The 15,039-nt window shown below is 48.1% G+C and carries 10 protein-coding genes; 3 read left to right on the top strand and 7 right to left on the bottom strand.

Features of this window, described 5'->3' with window-relative positions; genetic code table 11:
- Window positions 1-575: 575 nt before the first annotated feature.
- The 3 genes from TBC1_RS14580 (at window position 576) to TBC1_RS17960 (ending at window position 2,078) form a co-directional block, all read left to right on the top strand.
- A complete protein-coding gene (locus TBC1_RS14580) occupies window positions 576-1,154 on the top strand; it encodes a hypothetical protein (protein WP_062044527.1) in 579 nt (192 codons plus the stop codon).
- Complete coding sequence (locus TBC1_RS14575) at window positions 1,144-1,836, top strand: DUF2490 domain-containing protein (protein WP_062044525.1); 693 nt, start codon at window positions 1,144-1,146, stop codon at window positions 1,834-1,836. Before TBC1_RS14580 ends, TBC1_RS14575 begins: the two co-directional genes overlap by 11 nt.
- A gap of 62 nt (window positions 1,837-1,898) precedes the next feature.
- Complete coding sequence (locus TBC1_RS17960; protein WP_236695678.1) at window positions 1,899-2,078, top strand: hypothetical protein; 180 nt, start codon at window positions 1,899-1,901, stop codon at window positions 2,076-2,078.
- 346 nt (window positions 2,079-2,424) lie between these two features.
- Here the strand turns inward: TBC1_RS17960 and TBC1_RS14560 are convergent, their stop codons facing one another.
- The 7 genes from TBC1_RS14560 to TBC1_RS14530 all read right to left on the bottom strand — a co-directional run bounded on the left by TBC1_RS14560 (window position 2,425) and on the right by TBC1_RS14530 (window position 15,026).
- Window positions 2,425-5,343: an FAD-binding and (Fe-S)-binding domain-containing protein gene (locus tag TBC1_RS14560; RefSeq protein ID WP_062044516.1), complete on the bottom strand. Its 2,919-nt coding sequence runs from the start codon at window positions 5,341-5,343 to the stop codon at window positions 2,425-2,427.
- A 124-nt stretch (window positions 5,344-5,467) separates the two neighbouring features.
- The gene (locus TBC1_RS14555) at window positions 5,468-5,770 is read right to left on the bottom strand and encodes a hypothetical protein (RefSeq protein ID WP_137305756.1); all 303 of its coding nucleotides are present in this window, start codon (window positions 5,768-5,770) and stop codon (window positions 5,468-5,470) included.
- A 113-nt stretch (window positions 5,771-5,883) separates the two neighbouring features.
- Complete coding sequence (locus TBC1_RS14550) at window positions 5,884-6,690, bottom strand: DUF1338 domain-containing protein (RefSeq protein ID WP_062044510.1); 807 nt, start codon at window positions 6,688-6,690, stop codon at window positions 5,884-5,886.
- A gap of 77 nt (window positions 6,691-6,767) precedes the next feature.
- Window positions 6,768-7,748, bottom strand: a complete 981-nt coding sequence (locus tag TBC1_RS14545) for a lipoate--protein ligase (RefSeq protein WP_062044507.1) — start codon at window positions 7,746-7,748, stop codon at window positions 6,768-6,770.
- 185 nt (window positions 7,749-7,933) lie between these two features.
- Window positions 7,934-9,403 (bottom strand): ammonia-forming cytochrome c nitrite reductase, encoded by a 1,470-nt coding sequence (nrfA, locus tag TBC1_RS14540; RefSeq protein WP_062044505.1) that lies wholly within the window; start codon window positions 9,401-9,403, stop codon window positions 7,934-7,936.
- A 14-nt stretch (window positions 9,404-9,417) separates the two neighbouring features.
- On the bottom strand, window positions 9,418-9,990 hold the full coding sequence (gene nrfH, locus TBC1_RS14535) for a cytochrome c nitrite reductase small subunit (RefSeq protein WP_201781697.1): 573 nt from the start codon (window positions 9,988-9,990) through the stop codon (window positions 9,418-9,420).
- Window positions 9,991-10,184: 194 nt separating this feature from the next.
- Window positions 10,185-15,026, bottom strand: a complete 4,842-nt coding sequence (locus tag TBC1_RS14530; RefSeq protein ID WP_062044499.1) for a T9SS type A sorting domain-containing protein — start codon at window positions 15,024-15,026, stop codon at window positions 10,185-10,187.
- Window positions 15,027-15,039 lie beyond the last annotated feature (13 nt).

Below are 15,039 nucleotides of genomic sequence, written 5' to 3'. Positions count from 1 at the left end.
GAAAAGGATTGGGTTAGCCCCAGCAGAAGCAGTGCAACCGGTATGGATAATAAATAGTAGGTTTTTTTCATGGTTTGTGGGTTTTGCTTGTGATTAATCGGAGTCATCGTAAATAACAAAATTAAAGCCTTAAAGTTTTTTAACTTAAAATTCTGTATTATAATTAGTTAAAAACTAAATGGCAAATTATTTGCTTTGTGAATGATTGATCGCCTTCTTATTGAACTTTCCCCGGTCATCATTTTTATGATTTAAAAAACCGGCAGAAGATTCGCGGATATAGAATAAGCTTAGCGGAAAAATTCAATATTGACAAATGAATATAACTTTCGATCCGCTCCGGTAGATAAATCGAAATCTGATATTTATCAGATGGTGTGCGGTCTGAATCAAAATGGTCGGTTTAAGTAAAATAATGATATATAGTCCAATACGTTCCGTAATAAATAGTTCTGAGATATTTCTGTTTCAGCGTATCAGGCCATTGCACCCGGAAACAGAATTAACAGGTGTTGATGAACAAATTAAGCGGCCGGACGGTTTGTTTCACACCTTGCTAAATACAAATAAAACTGATGAATAGACTGTCTTTTATACTGTTGCTGATAGCTTTTTGCCTTACAGGTAGTTTGTTTGCCCAGGCTAAATTTGAAAAGGAAAGTCGTATTAAACCAGGTCAGGTCCCGGATAAAGCCCGGCTGTTCATAGATTCCCTGAAAATACAGTCTAAGGTAAAGTGGTATAAGGAAGAAAGTCTCACCGCCACAAGTTTCGAGGCAAAATTCAGTCTTAATCAAGCCCGGTATAGTATAGAATTTGATGCAGTCGGAAATATTGAGGACGTAGAAATTGAAACTGACCTGAATGAACTGCAGCCTGAACTGAAAGATTCAGTTTATCTGCAACTTAGTACAGATTGTAAAAAATTCAGCATCGTAAAAGTCCAGCGGCAATACACGGGTAGTGAGTCTGATCTGCTTTCCGGATTAACCACGAATAACCTTAATCCATCCATTACCATTAACTATGAACTTATTGTTAGATGCAGCCAGGAAAAGCAGGCCGGACTTTTCGAATATCTTTTTGATGATAAGGGCAAACTGATCTCCGTTTCAGAAATAGTTTTTAAAAACAGCAGCCACCTTGAATACTAAAGCCTTGTTATTTATCATTTTAGTTGTGCTTATACAGGTCAAGAGTGCTGTATTTGCACAGGCTACCTATCGGTTTGGTATCATGCCATCACTGAATTTAAACAGTGCGCTGAAAAACAACTGGTCACTCAATGCGAAAGCAGAATCGCGGCAGCTTTTTAGGAGCGGTGCAGTGAACGGAGATGCAGTAAACGAATACAGGTATGTGCTTACCGACTTATCCATGATAGCAGCTAAAAAGGTCGGGTTGAATTCAAGAATTGCAGGCGGATACCTGATGAGGATTGAAGATGGTGAGATATCTCACCGCTTAATACAACATTTTATTATTGTCCAAAAGTTTGCGGCATTTCGTCTGGCGCACCGGTTTATGAGTGATCAGACTTTTTCGGAAAGTGAAAAACCTGAAATCAGGATCCGGTACCGGATTTCGTCGGAGTTGCCTTTAAACGGCGAATCGGTTGACCGCGGAGAATTTTATGTAAAAGTAAATAATGAATATGTAAATAGTTTTCAGGCAAAGGACTACGACCTTGAAATAAGATTGGTGCCGTTGCTGGGTTATGATATAACCGACAACTTTAAAATAGAAACAGGTCCTGATTACAGGCTTAATTCATTTGTAAGCAATAGTCCGCGACACAGTTATTGGATGACCTTGAATATCTTTATTGAAATCTAGCTGTACTGTCTCCTGGTTTCAGAAAAGTGCTTCGCCTGGCCATCACCTGCTTAAGCAACATTATGAGCGAAAACCGGCGCTTGGCATTTTTACTTTCACTGCATCAGCATGAAATTACTGACCTTCTGCAGGATGACGGGATTCCGGAGAAAATTGAAATGGAACACCGGCTGAACCTTCTTCACGACGCCATCAACCATCTGACCTTGATTGATAAATTGTTGATTTCGGTTTTCAATTAAAAGTTGGTGATTGTTCAGGGTGTCTGCTGGAGTATAATGGTCGCGGCAGGGTTTCCGGGATAAAGGCTCTGGAAAATACGCTTATATCCTGTCTGGAAGGATATAAAGGACTTGCTGCATGAACTGGGAAGGTAACGGAGCATATAACCGCTGCCGAAAACAGATGTATACCCGTGAACTTAACCGGTCCGGCACTGAATTTCATTTCCGCAGTCAGCGTAATAGCATCTGCCTGTATGTGCCAGGGCTGAATTTATCGAATAAACCGGTTACCGGTTATGTACATCAAATGCCGGGAGTTGCGGACTTTGCGCCTGTCCACCGGCATCAGGAGATATGATTTTCCCTAAAGAATACTTTCATAGAATATCTCAACCGGGTGCAGTGCTTTACGGCCGGTACCATCGCTGATCTGGTGGCGGCAGCTTGTGCCGGGGGCAGCAATGATGGTCTTCGCGTCTGTTTTGCGCACCTCGGGAAACAATACCAGCTCTCCGACTTTCATCGAAACTTCATAATGCTCAGCCTCATATCCAAAAGAGCCGGCCATGCCGCAGCATCCCGATTTGATTTCTTCAACCCGGTAATTTTCGGGCAGCGTAAGCATCAGTTTGGTGGATGCTGTGCCGGCCAGGGATTTCTGGTGACAGTGTCCGTGCAGCCTGATTTTCTCTGCAGAGGTTGTAAATGCCGTTTTGCTGATTCGGCCGGCGTTGAATTCCTGCATGATGAAGTCCTCAAACAGCAGGCAGTTTGCTCCAAGGGCTTTAGCTTTTTCCTTTGTCACTCCGGTTGTCAGGTCAGGATATTCATCCCTGAATGTCAGAATAGCGGAGGGCTCTATTCCGATCAGCGGGGTTTCAGCGGAGATGACCGGTGAAAGCAATGCAATATTTTTCTCTGCCAGTTTCCTGGCTTTGCGCAAAAGGCCTTTGCTCAGAAATGTGCGTCCGCTTTCGGCGTGTTCCGGAATTTCAACCCTGTAACCCAGTCTGTTTAAGGCGCGGATGGCGCTGATGCCGACCTCAACATCGTTATAGTTCGTAAATTCATCCGCAAAAAGATAAACCAGCCGTCCATCGGCCGGATTATTCCTGTTCTTCCGCTGCCAGGCCCTGAGCGTAGTCTTGTAAAGCAATGGGATAGACCTTTGGGGAGCAAAACCAAGTGCTTTTTTAAGCATTCCCGATAAAGCCGGATTCTTCAGGAAGAAATTATAAACACCCGGAACCAGGCTTCCCAGTTTGTTAAAAGAAGTAATGTAAGCGATCATGCGGGTACGCAGCGGAATACCGTTGGCATCGTAATAATGCTGAAGAAATTCCGCTTTGTATTTGGCTATATCCACATTCGACGGACATTCCGATTTACATCCTTTGCACGACAGGCACAAATCCATAATTTCATAGATCTCCCGGTGGTCAAAGGGATTTTCTTTGTTGCTGCGCGTCAGAAATTCCCTGAGGATATTGGCCCTGGCACGGGTGGTGGCGTTTTCGTCGCGGGTGGCCTGATAACTGGGGCACATGGTGCCTGCAAATATCTCCGATTTCCGGCAGTCTCCCGATCCGTTGCATTGTTCAACCGCACGCAGTATGCCCTGATTGGCTGAAAAGTCAAGAATGGTGTCAATTTCCCTGGTGACCTGCCCTGATTCATAGCGAAGGCTGGTATTCATCCGCGGGGTGTCGGTAATCTTTCCCGGATTAAAAATATCGTTCGGATCCCAGGTTTGCTTGATGGTTTTCAGCAACCGGTAATTGTGTTCCCCCAGCATCAGCGGGATAAACTCTCCGCGCAGACGGCCGTCGCCATGTTCGCCACTGAGTGAACCCCGGTATTTTTTTACCAGTTTAGCCGTTTCAAGGGCAACGGTATGAAACATTTCCACATCTCGAGGGTCCTTGAGGTTCAGCACCGGACGGAGGTGCAGCTCTCCGGTGGCAATATGGGCGTAAAACACGCAATCAAGTCCCAGTTTTTCAAGCATAAGCCTGAAGTCGGCCATGTAATCGGGCAGCACGGCCGGATTTACCGCGGTATCTTCGATGACGGCCACCGGTTTTGCATCACCTGGGACGTTGGAGAGCAGTCCCAGCCCGGCTTTCCGCAGGGCCCACACTTTATTTATATCATTGCCGTAAACCACCGGGAAATGATATCCATAACCCTCCTTACGCATATCGGCTTCAAGCGCTGCTGCCAGGATGTCAATGGCTTCACGGGATTCAAGCGCCAGTTCCACCACCAGGATGGCGGCCGGCTCACCCTTGATGAAAAACCGGTTTTTACGCTGTTCAATGTTGTCTTTGGTGCGCTCCAGAATGTAGTTGTCGATCAGTTCCACGGCAACCGGATTGTGCCGGAGGGCGATCAGGTTGCCCTTGAAGGCGTCTTCCAGCTTTTCGCAATGAATGCAGATCAGGGCTTTTTCTTTGGGCGGCAGCGGAACCAGGTTAAGTTTGATTTCGGTGCTGAATGCCAGGGTGCCTTCCGAACCGGCCAGCAACCGGCAAAAGTTAAAGGGTGGCGCGTCCGGAGTGAAAGGTTCGGAATCAAGCAGCAGATCGAGCGCATAGCCTGTGTTTCTTCTTTCAATCTGAGGATCAGGATACTGCGAACGGATTTCCTGCTGATTTACCGGATCCGCAAGCATGTCGCGCACAGAACGGTAGATTTTTCCTTCCAGATTGCCGAGCGAGCACTTTTGGTTAAACGCTTCCGGGCTTAAAGGGCCGAAGGTTGCTTCTGAACCGTCGCTGAGCAGGGCTTTGATTTCGAGGGTGTGATCGCGGGTGCTGCCATAAACCAGGGAGTGGGAGCCACAGGAGTTGTTGCCGACCATGCCACCGATCATACAGCGGTTTGAGGTGGAGGTTTCAGGGCCGAAAAAAAGTCCGTAAGGTTCAACCATCTTATTCAGTTCGTCAAGCACCACACCGGGCTGAACCCTGACCCAACGCTCTTCCGCATTCAGCTCGATGACCTCTGTCATGTACCTGGAAACATCCACCACCAGTCCGCTGCCCACCACCTGCCCGGCAAGTGATGTACCCGCAGTTCTGGGGATAAGGGGTATCTTCATCTTCGCGGCGAAGTCAATCAGCAACCTGAGGTCGTCCTCGTCTTTTGGCCTGCAAACCCCGGCAGGCAGTTCGCGGTAGGCCGAAGCATCGGTAGCATAGAGAAGCCGCATGCTGTCGCCTGTAAATAAATCGCCTTTAAGCCTGGACCTTAGTTCATTCCATTTGTTAACCGGGATCATGCTGATGTTTCAGGTTTTAGGGTTTGCTGGTGGATTTTGATAAATTCCTGGTATTCCTCGTCAAAAGTATGAATTTTATGGTGTTCCGGTTATTTCAGAATGTAGTTGCATTTTTTTTAACGTCTTATTTTGAAACGGAGAAAGCAGGGCAACTTTGCTGCCAGGCGAATATGCCCTGACAGAGATTATTTTTGTCGATGAATTCAGATGATGCACCGGCATTGATTTCTGCAAGTTGGTTCTCGGCGTATTCGGGGCTTTTTGAAAGAAGGATCTGGATATGCCCGGGGTTTGCATATAATGTTCGTTCTTCGGAAATTCGCCGATTCTCAATACAGCTTCCGGTCAAGGCATCAGAAACTGTAATTTGCCCCACGCGACAGGATGCGTGGCCCCGGATCCCTGAATTGGTCAGTTCCTCCGGCAATTTCCGGATACTGGCCTGAGTAGTTGGAAGCATAATCCTTTTTATGTCCTGTTAAAAGAAATCCCGGCTTTTCAACCAGGATTTACAATGTTACACAATTTCAGTGGAAGAGGTTACTTCTTATAGAAGTCAGTGCTTTCAAAGATTTTATCCGCCGATTTAGCAATAAAACCAGAATAAAGTTTGCCATCAGAATCCGGGTATCTCATAGCAAATTCATAATAACAGGAGGGGATTTCAAAGGTCCCTTCCTTAAACTTCACCGGAAGGATACCTGCCATAATGCTTGACTGTTCCAGCAACTCTCCGGGGGTGCCTTTTACCTCGCCGCCCGAAGCGTTGATGATAAATCCATTGTCTTTCAGGAACTGGTTTACCTTGCGGATGGTATCATACTTTTTCAGTCCATTGATACTAACAGTAAAATGGTTGGCCCTGAACCCATATACATAAACCCAGGCAGCGTATTCCGATTCCTTGCGCAGGGCTTCGTAAACTTCGAAGGAAGGGGTTCCCCAGAGGTTTCCGGCATAAATCAACTCACTTTTTCCGGTCATCCCTGAAGGGATGGCGTCAATAATTCCTTTTACCGTCTCCTGAAGAAACGGAGAAAACTCTTCGGTTCGCAACTCGCTGATAAAAACGCGGGGGGCATCCTTAAAGGTTTTGTGTTCAAAGTGTTTGGCATTTAATTTCTTCTGCTCGAAATTATAGGAGCCTTTGTATTCATAACCCACTTTCAGAAACTCCTGTGAAAGGACCTCGATGTTGATGCGGGGATCGTTGAAAGTGCGGAAGGCGATGTGATCGTTGTAAACGGTTTCGCCTTCGGCGGTAAAGAGGTCATACACTCTTTTGGCTGCGGGATTCTGCGAAATATAGTCGGCCCAGAGCCTGTCAAATACCTGTTGTGCTTCCATTAGTCCTGGTTGATTTTTTATGTTAAGCCTGAGTTAAACAATCGGCCACGGCTAATGTTCAGCGTTTATCTGCGCTTTCAGAAAAGAGAGGTAATCAGTTCTTCGCTGTTTATTTTCAGGAAGTAATCCGGGATTTCAAAATCTTTCAGCCGCTCCCTGATGGCCGTTTCGTTATGCAGGGTTCCGGTGAGGGCCTGCTCAATATCTACCGGGTCAAGTTTATTAAAGTAATCCCCGAAGAATCTGGCTTTTTCAATGGTTCCGTTCACCACTTCCAGCGTGACTTCGAGTTTACCGCCGTTGGTTTTTACCGTTTTCCGGAAGTTGTATTTCGGCGAATAACCGAAATTCCATTCCCAGGTAATGTATTTCTCATCCCTGAGCCTGCTGATGGCGGCGATATCATCCTGTGTAAAACTGTATAGCTCAGCGCCGGGGGTGCTTTCCATTACATGCTTCAGAACCAGGTCCCTGAATTCAAGTACGGAGAGCGGGGTTTTCAGGTGCTCGCTGATGTTGGTTACCCGGCTTCTGACCGATTTCACCGCTTTGTCCTGAAATTTATCCGGATCAACTTTCAGTGCACTGGAGAGGTCTGCCATCTGAGATGAGAAAAGCAGGGTTCCATGGTGTAATACCCTGTTTTTGTGTACATGCTCTGCATTGCCCGAGAATTTACGTCCATCGATTGTAAGATCGTTCCGTCCTTCAAATCTGGCTTCGATCTTTAGTTTTTGAAGTACTTCCAGAATGGGTTGAGTGAATTTCCGGAAGTCAACCAGCTGGTGGTTCTCGCCCGAAGCGATAAAGGTGAAGTTCAGATTTCCCAGATCGTGAAATACCGCTCCGCCTCCCGATAATCTTCTGACGACCTTAATCATGTTTTCTTTGACATAATCCTGATTAATTTCAGCCAGGGTGTTCTGATGCTTGCCGACGATGATGGCAGGCTCGTTACGCCAGAGCATAAAGCTGTCGCGTTCGAAGTTTTTAAGCACGTATTCTTCAGCGGCCAGGTTAAAGTAAGGATCGGTTTCGTGATGGATAATGCAAAGCATAAGAATGGTTTTTGGATCGCAAAATTAGTATTTTGGCATGGATAACAGCAGACTTACGGAAATGTTTTGAACTATTGAACCGGTTATAAACAATCAACTGCTTCCCGGATTATTGGTATGGTTATGAAAGAAAAAGCCCTCCGGTGGATTCCCGGAAGGCTTTGACAGAAGCTGATTTCAATCTGCTAATTATTCATTTTTGCTTCCCTTTCAGCTGCTTTGGCTACCCATTGGGGAACAACATTGGTAAGCAGTTCTCTTTTGGTTTGCTGCATTTCGGCAATATTCAGACCGATGTATTCCTGGGCTTTTTCCTTGGTTGAAATATCAGGAATTTCCACAGGGGTTTTGATTCCTTTTTTTACAAAGATTTCGGTGAGCAGAATGCGTGCTTCGTTGACCTTCTGAATGGAGGTCCCCAGTACCCTGAGCGCTTCGGCAGGGGAGTGGAACCCAACCGCGTTGGCAGCAGCCACCCAATCCCAGCGCCACTGGGCATGACGGATAAACTGCAGTACCGGTTTCATCTCTTCTTCCGTTGCGCCGTTGTCCCAGGCTATTTTCGCTTCAATATGCACCCTGGCCAGGTTTTTCTCAGTAATTCTGCGCAGCTCTTCTACCTTGTGCTGGCGATCAAGCACATTGGCCAGCAGTTTGGCTTCGCTCTCACGGTGACATACCTGGCAGGAGCCGGAAATGTTGGCCAGCGGGCTTTGAATTTTATGATCGGTAAACTTCATTCCGCCATCGCGTTTATACGGCATATGGCAGTCGGCGCAGGCTACGCCACGGTCGGCATGAATCCCTGTCATGTAAAGCTCATAATCAGGATGCTGGGCTTTCAGCATGGGAGTTCTGCTCAGTTTATGTACCCAGTCAACATGTTGTACTTCGTCGTAATAGGTTTCCATCTCGTCTGCACTGAATCCCTTGTCCCACGGGAAGGTGAGGTATTTTCCGTCGCCTTTGAAATAATATTCAACATGGCACTGGGCGCATACGAGGGAGCGCATTTCCTGATGGGTAGCCTCATTCACATCTTTGCCCATGCGTTGAAACGCCTCGGCCAGCGCAGGGCGGGTAATGCGCAGATTCATGGTTTTCGGATCGTGGCAATCCTGGCAGCCGATGTTGTTCACAATTTCATGTCCAAGGTCAGACCATTTGGCTGCATAAAAGTTCTCAACACCGATTTCGTTCATGACCCTTGGTACATCGGTGCTTTTACAGGTCCAGCAGGTGCCCGGCTGAGGCACATCAGTCCTCAATGTTTGGCGGATATCCTGTACCGCATAATAATGGCCGCGGCCCTGGTTGTAATCACGTGAGAATGCATACCCTGCCCACATCACGACCAGTTCGGGGTATTTTTCCAGGTAGTCGATCATGGCGGATCCGCCGTGTGGACTCTGAAAAGAAGTGTCAAGGGTGCTTTTGTAGGTTTCAAATTCCCTGGGGAAATTCTCTCCCCATACTTCGTTGCGGGGTTCCCATTCCGGGATTTCAGTGACCATCTGGAAGTAGAGTTTTGATTCGCTGCGGCGCTCAATAACCGAATTGGCCAGTAAACCCAGCAGAAAGACAACGATTACGGTTGCGATAAACAATAACCAGTTTACCCAGGGTTTGCGTTTAGGTGTAGTGTTTGTTTCCATGTGTGTGTTTTTTGCTATTTTTCTTCTTCTTTAAGATACTTGTTAATCCATTCAGGAGTAGCCGATTTCAGCTGGGGAACCAGCGAATGCGGGAATGAAGCCAGACTGCGGACCGTTCCGTGCGGGGTTTCGCGGTGACAGTCCCAGCAACGGAAACCGGCTCCGGTCTTATGGTTTTCACCCGTTACCTGAATGACCTCTACCATACTGACAAGCTCCTGGTGGCAGCGGATGCAGTTTTCCTGCACAACGTTGATCCCTGCCTGCTTGATCCTGATGACCTGAGGCTCTGCCCTGGCCGTAAAGATGGTTGCATGCCTGAGTCCGTCCATGGCTTTGAAATAATACTTCCTGAAAAAGTTGTCCTGCGGAACATGACAGTCGTTGCAGGTGGCAACTTCCCTGTGGCTGCTGTGGTTCCACGACGCGTACTGCGAATACATCACATGGCAGTTGATACAGGTTTCCGGTTTGTCCGAAAGGTATGAATGTGCATTGGATGCCCTGAAAAGAAGCAGCACAATCCCGGTCATCACCCCGAGAATAATGATCACGGGCAGTTGCCATCGGCCTGGCGGTTTCAGCATTCTCAATATTTTCATTATCATCGGATAGGGTGTTATTTGATTTTGTTAATACGGTAATGCGGTACTTAAATAAGAATATTATACAAATATATAGCTAATGGAGCTATTGCGCAATACCCGGCAAGAGAAAAAAAGTAAATTAGAATACTTTTAAATAAGGAAGATGTCGATCAGGCGGATTATTAAAATAATCCTTACCTTGAGATTACGACCTTCCGGCTCGCGATGGTTTCGTCGTCAGCAACAAGTTTAAAAAGATAGAGCCCGGAACTGAGTCCGCTGGTGTTGATCAGCATTTGCGAATAAGGTTCCATGAGTTTAATTTCCAGCGCAAGACTCCCGGAGCTGGTGTAAACGCGTAGTCGGCACTCCCTGAAATTCTTTTCGGTAAAATAATCGAGTATCACAAAATCACCGGCGGGGACCGGGAAAATCCTGAATCCGCTGCCTTTGATCACTACCGGAGGAAGTCCTGGAGTGGTATCGGCGACGGGCTCACCCGGAAGTATATAGGGCTCGTTGTACACAACCATGCCGAAGTACCTGAGCATATTCAGGGAATATATGCCTGCAGTGCCGCCAAGAAGCTGAACAATGGCCAGGCTGTCGCCGGAGGTTGGCCGTTCTGTCCAGGCTCCCGGGTAAAAATATCGCTGATTCATTTGCAGCAACGTTTTAAAATCTGCAATTTGCTGCTGGTCTATGTCCGGAAATCTGAGTGTCAGCTGATCCGATATTTCAAGCGCATCTGTATGATTTTCCGTTTTCTGGGCTACGGAAGCTGCCATTGTTAAGGAAGCCGGCCTGTCATCATTTTTCAGGAAATGCATTAATGAATCCTGACTGCCGGATGCATGGGCGGATTCAGATAGTCCGGCTGTAATTCCGGAGAATATTTCATCCCTGGCGGCCCTGAGGTAATCTGCAGAAGATGCAAGCTGCTCATACGCTGAATATACATTGTATACATCGGCCAATGGCGCGTAAAGATATGGTTGAATTTCAGGTTTTCGTTGTTCCAGCTTTTGAAGTATTCCAGGGATTCTGAAGAAATGAGGATTGCTTTTCAGGATATCCGTCAACAGATTATTCGGGAAGTTTCCGTTAACCGTCAGTGCGATGATGGCTTCATCCGACAGATAGGGAGATATCCTTTTCAGCTTTGAGTACAAAGCCGGGGCATCGAAGCCGGTGTGATGCTTGATTTCGTTGATCAGGCTGAAAGAATCGCCGTCATCTGTAAGGCTTTCGCTTAATCCCCGGGCAATAACGGCCCTTTCACTCCATTTTGCGAAGGCATCCTTTGGGTCAGTTGATGCATCCCTGAGAAATTCCGGCTTGTAACTGCTGTCGGTGGTGGCCGCCACCTGGTCAGGGACTGTATAAATGCCGTAAGAGGTTATGCGTGGCTGGTGGTTCAGCCCTTCTGGGCCTGGCGGAAAGTGATAATAAAGGCGCTGACCGGCATTGTGTATATCGCCGTCGCGGTGAAATCTGCTGTAGCTGAAGCGGTTGCCGGCCACTTCTGCGCCCTCGCGGCCCGATGCGCCCTGGTGGCGGGCGATGCCGTTATGTGATGAAAGCGAATCGTGGGTAACGCAGAGATCATATTCATTTCCTGTAAACCAGTTATTCAGGAAACGAAGGCCAGCGCTGCCATTGGCGTTCAGGTTCCGGTTCTGGGCAAGAATGCCGTAATTCAGATTCCTGATTGTATTGGAGATGATCATATTGTTGTTAATACCGCTTTCATGCACTACAATTCCGGCCGATTTTGATTGCGGCATAATGCTTCCCACCGGACCTGCAAACGTATTGTCGCTGAGCCTGAACATATTGCAATGGTCAAGGTAGAGGCCTGCGCTCAGCGGTTTGATCGGTTCAGGGACATTGGCGGAGCCCATGATAAAGAACGACCCGGTTACGCTGAATGATCCTGCCCCGGCAGTGTAAATGCCTGTCAGGTTTCTGTCGAACCTGGTTTTGCTGATATTGATCGAATATCCGGGAAGTGTGTGGATGCTGCTGATGCCGGCCGACAGCTGTTTAAATACAGGTTCGGCATTCTGCCCGAAAGGAATTGAATCCGTATTGAATCGGTTAACCAGCAGTGAAGCATTGATGCTGCGGATACCTGTACCTCTCTGCCAATATGGTAAAACAGAGACCGGAATGTTATTTTCGAACTGACAACTGCTGAAGGTGATGCCTTCGTTTCCCCGTAAAGTTACCATGTCACCTGGAGATGTACCTTCAGGTGGCATCTCATCGGTAATAAACTTCGACAGTTTGAAAAATGACGGATTGTTTCCGGATGCAGGATTGAATACAACGGCTTTGAGGTTGTTGATAAAAAGGGCGTTGGTGGCAAATATCCTTCCGCCGCCCGCACCGGCGACCGTATTTCCCTGTTCATCCATTCCGAAGGTTTCCACTCCGGTAATGGCGTTTCTGATGCTTCCGCCGTAACGGATGTTAAGGGTTGCCTGTTGTCCGGAAGGGGAAGAATAGTCAGGGCTGCCATACAATCTGATGCCTTCCCAGCGGTCGGCGCAGTCGTTTGTCAGTATGCCTCCGTCGATATTGAGGGTTCCCCCGGGTAAGACCTTAATGGTTCTTCCCCGGCCCATTTCAACGCGTTTGCTGATGGTAAGTTTTGCCCCGGGATTTATAATAACATCCTGCAACATTTTCCGGTCGCTGTCCCATTGGATGGTGTCAGAAATTTTCAGGGCGTTTTCGGTTACCGGCAGGCAAAGGTCGGTTTCCCAAAGGCCCCGTCCGAAGGTGCCCGCGATGATTTTTTTACGCGAATAGCTGATGGCAAGGTCCGCCACAATGGTGAGCGGAAGCCCTTCCCCAAAAGGAACCCATTGCGTGAGGTTTGCATCGCGGTAATATACGCCGGCATCCGTGGCGGCAAGGAGGACATCATATCCAGCGCCCTTCACATACCTGATCGTATTTACCGGCAGATCGGGCAACCCTTCGGAATAGTTTGTCCAGGTTGTTCCTGCATCTTCCGACATGTAGACATGCCTGTTTTCCCACATTCTGTCAAGCGAAAGCCATATCTTCTGGGGATTTCCCGGGTGTACGGCTACATCACTGATTCCTGTGTAATTGAGGTTAAGCTGCCCGCGGGGGGTAATGTCGAACCACCGGTTACCTCCATCCGGGGTAACGAACAATTTGGGTTGCGAAGGATCGCCCCAGTCGGGATTCTGAAAAGCGGCATAAATCACCGAACTGTTTGACGGGGCTACCCTGATGGTGATCAGCTTGGGTTCTCCCTGGGCAGGGAAATCGCTGATGCGTGTGAAACTGCCGGCGCCGTCTTCGGACTTCCATACATTCCGCACACCAACGTAGAGGATATCCGGATTCTGAGGGTCCATTTCGAGCGGTTTATCCCAACGGCCCACTTCTGTGCTGTCAGGGATGCCCAGGGTAGTAAAATTAAGACCTCCGTCTGTTGACTTTTTCAGGAATATATGGGGTTGGGTGTATTTCGGAGGCACTCCTACAAGGTAAACAATACCCGGATCATTGTAATTAATGGCGCCGTCGTAGGCATCGCTTATTCTTGCATTTCTGGACCATTCTCCGGTCTTGAAATTGTAAAATGAGAGATTGGCATCCTGGGGGCCCCCGAACATCATGTCGCTGTTTTCACCGATGGTGATGTTATGCAGCTGAAGGATCTGCATCCCGTTCCGGGTGATGTCCTGCCACGACTCCGCTCCGGTGTTGGATAAACTGACTCCTCCGTCATTGGCCATATACAGCAGGTCTTTATCCCCGGTTGCATAAACATGCAGGTCGCGCACGTCGATGTGATATTTGTGGTCGCTGCATTCGATATACAAGGCCGAATCTCCTGTGATCCGGTATTTGAAAAGCCATATGCCGCCCAGATAAAACTCCTCATTGTCGGCGGGGGAAAGGGCAAGTTGCATTTTCCAGTAGCCGGCAAAAGGCTCCACTTTCATCTTCAGGGTTTCAAATGTGGTGCCTTCGTCAAAGGAACGGAAAAGGTATTTCCTGGTGCCACCGATAGTTCCGGTACTGTCATAAGCTTCGCAGAAAGCGAGCATCAGCCCCGGCGTTTGCGCAGAGAGCGAAATGGCGACCCTGCTGAGTACAAAATTGGTGTCCAGCGGGAGAATATGGGTGATATCGTTCCAGGTGGCGCCTGCATCGGTGCTTTTCAGCATGTGATTGCCGCAGGCAAACACTGTATTGGGCTCGCCGGGTTTGTAATTTAATGAAAACAACTCGGCTTTCGGCTTGCTGAACACCTCTTCCCAGCTTGCAGTGCCGTCGGTAGTGCGGTAGATATAACCCCGGCCTGAGAATTCCGTATTGAGCAGGGCCAGCATGGTGTCTGGTGACGTGGGGTGCATGCCTGTTTTCTGAACGACAAATGAAGCGGATATTATATCGTTGTCCAGTGAAGTCTGCTCCCAGCTTTCTCCCCCGTCGTTGCTGATCATTACGCCCATGCCATAGGATCGGTTGAAACCGTAATGGCCGGTACCGATAATGATCCTGTCTTTATTGCGGGGATCCACATGTATGGATAAAACACCGGTGGTGAATGTATTGTGCGAAAGGGGCTGCCAGTTTTCGCCCCCGTCGCGGGTCCTGAAAATGCCGCCGGTATTGCTGCCGGCATAAATCGTTTTAAAGTCGGCGGTATCGATCCATATAGAACTGACCAGACCCAGGTAGGCCGATACCGGATGCGTGGTCTTTGACGGGCCGAGCGGAACCCATTGCGCATAACTCTGGTTGCCGGGATTTTCACGTTCAGCCGGTTTGAGCAGATGCTGCTGCATGGCCCTGGTGTAGGCTTTCAGACTGCCGTTTTGATCGGCACGGGCCGAAGCAAACCATTCCGAACGGATAAATTCCTTACCCGTATATGCCGGATGCCATGGCCCCTGAGGATAGGGTGCCTGGGCTGAAAGTGTCAGCGGGGCAAAAAATAATATGGTGATGAGTCTGTATAGCGTCTTTTCAGAAAAAAGCATAGCCGGTGGAGTT

Source organism: Lentimicrobium saccharophilum (assembly GCF_001192835.1).
Lineage (GTDB): Bacteria > Bacteroidota > Bacteroidia > Bacteroidales > Lentimicrobiaceae > Lentimicrobium > Lentimicrobium saccharophilum.
Note: the sequence above shows the minus strand (reverse complement) of the source record. Positions and strands in the feature narration are given on the sequence as shown.

Coding starts and splice junctions, on each gene's coding strand:
- TBC1_RS17960 (WP_236695678.1), top strand. CDS start 1,899: ATGAGCGAAAACCGGCGCTTGGCATTTTTACTTTCACTGCATCAGCAT.
- TBC1_RS14545 (WP_062044507.1), bottom strand. CDS start 7,748: ATGCTTTGCATTATCCATCACGAAACCGATCCTTACTTTAACCTGGCC.
- nrfA (WP_062044505.1), bottom strand. CDS start 9,403: ATGGAAACAAACACTACACCTAAACGCAAACCCTGGGTAAACTGGTTA.
- nrfH (WP_201781697.1), bottom strand. CDS start 9,990: ATGCTGAAACCGCCAGGCCGATGGCAACTGCCCGTGATCATTATTCTC.
- TBC1_RS14550 (WP_062044510.1), bottom strand. CDS start 6,690: ATGGAAGCACAACAGGTATTTGACAGGCTCTGGGCCGACTATATTTCG.
- TBC1_RS14560 (WP_062044516.1), bottom strand. CDS start 5,343: ATGATCCCGGTTAACAAATGGAATGAACTAAGGTCCAGGCTTAAAGGC.
- TBC1_RS14580 (WP_062044527.1), top strand. CDS start 576: ATGAATAGACTGTCTTTTATACTGTTGCTGATAGCTTTTTGCCTTACA.
- TBC1_RS14530 (WP_062044499.1), bottom strand. CDS start 15,026: ATGCTTTTTTCTGAAAAGACGCTATACAGACTCATCACCATATTATTT.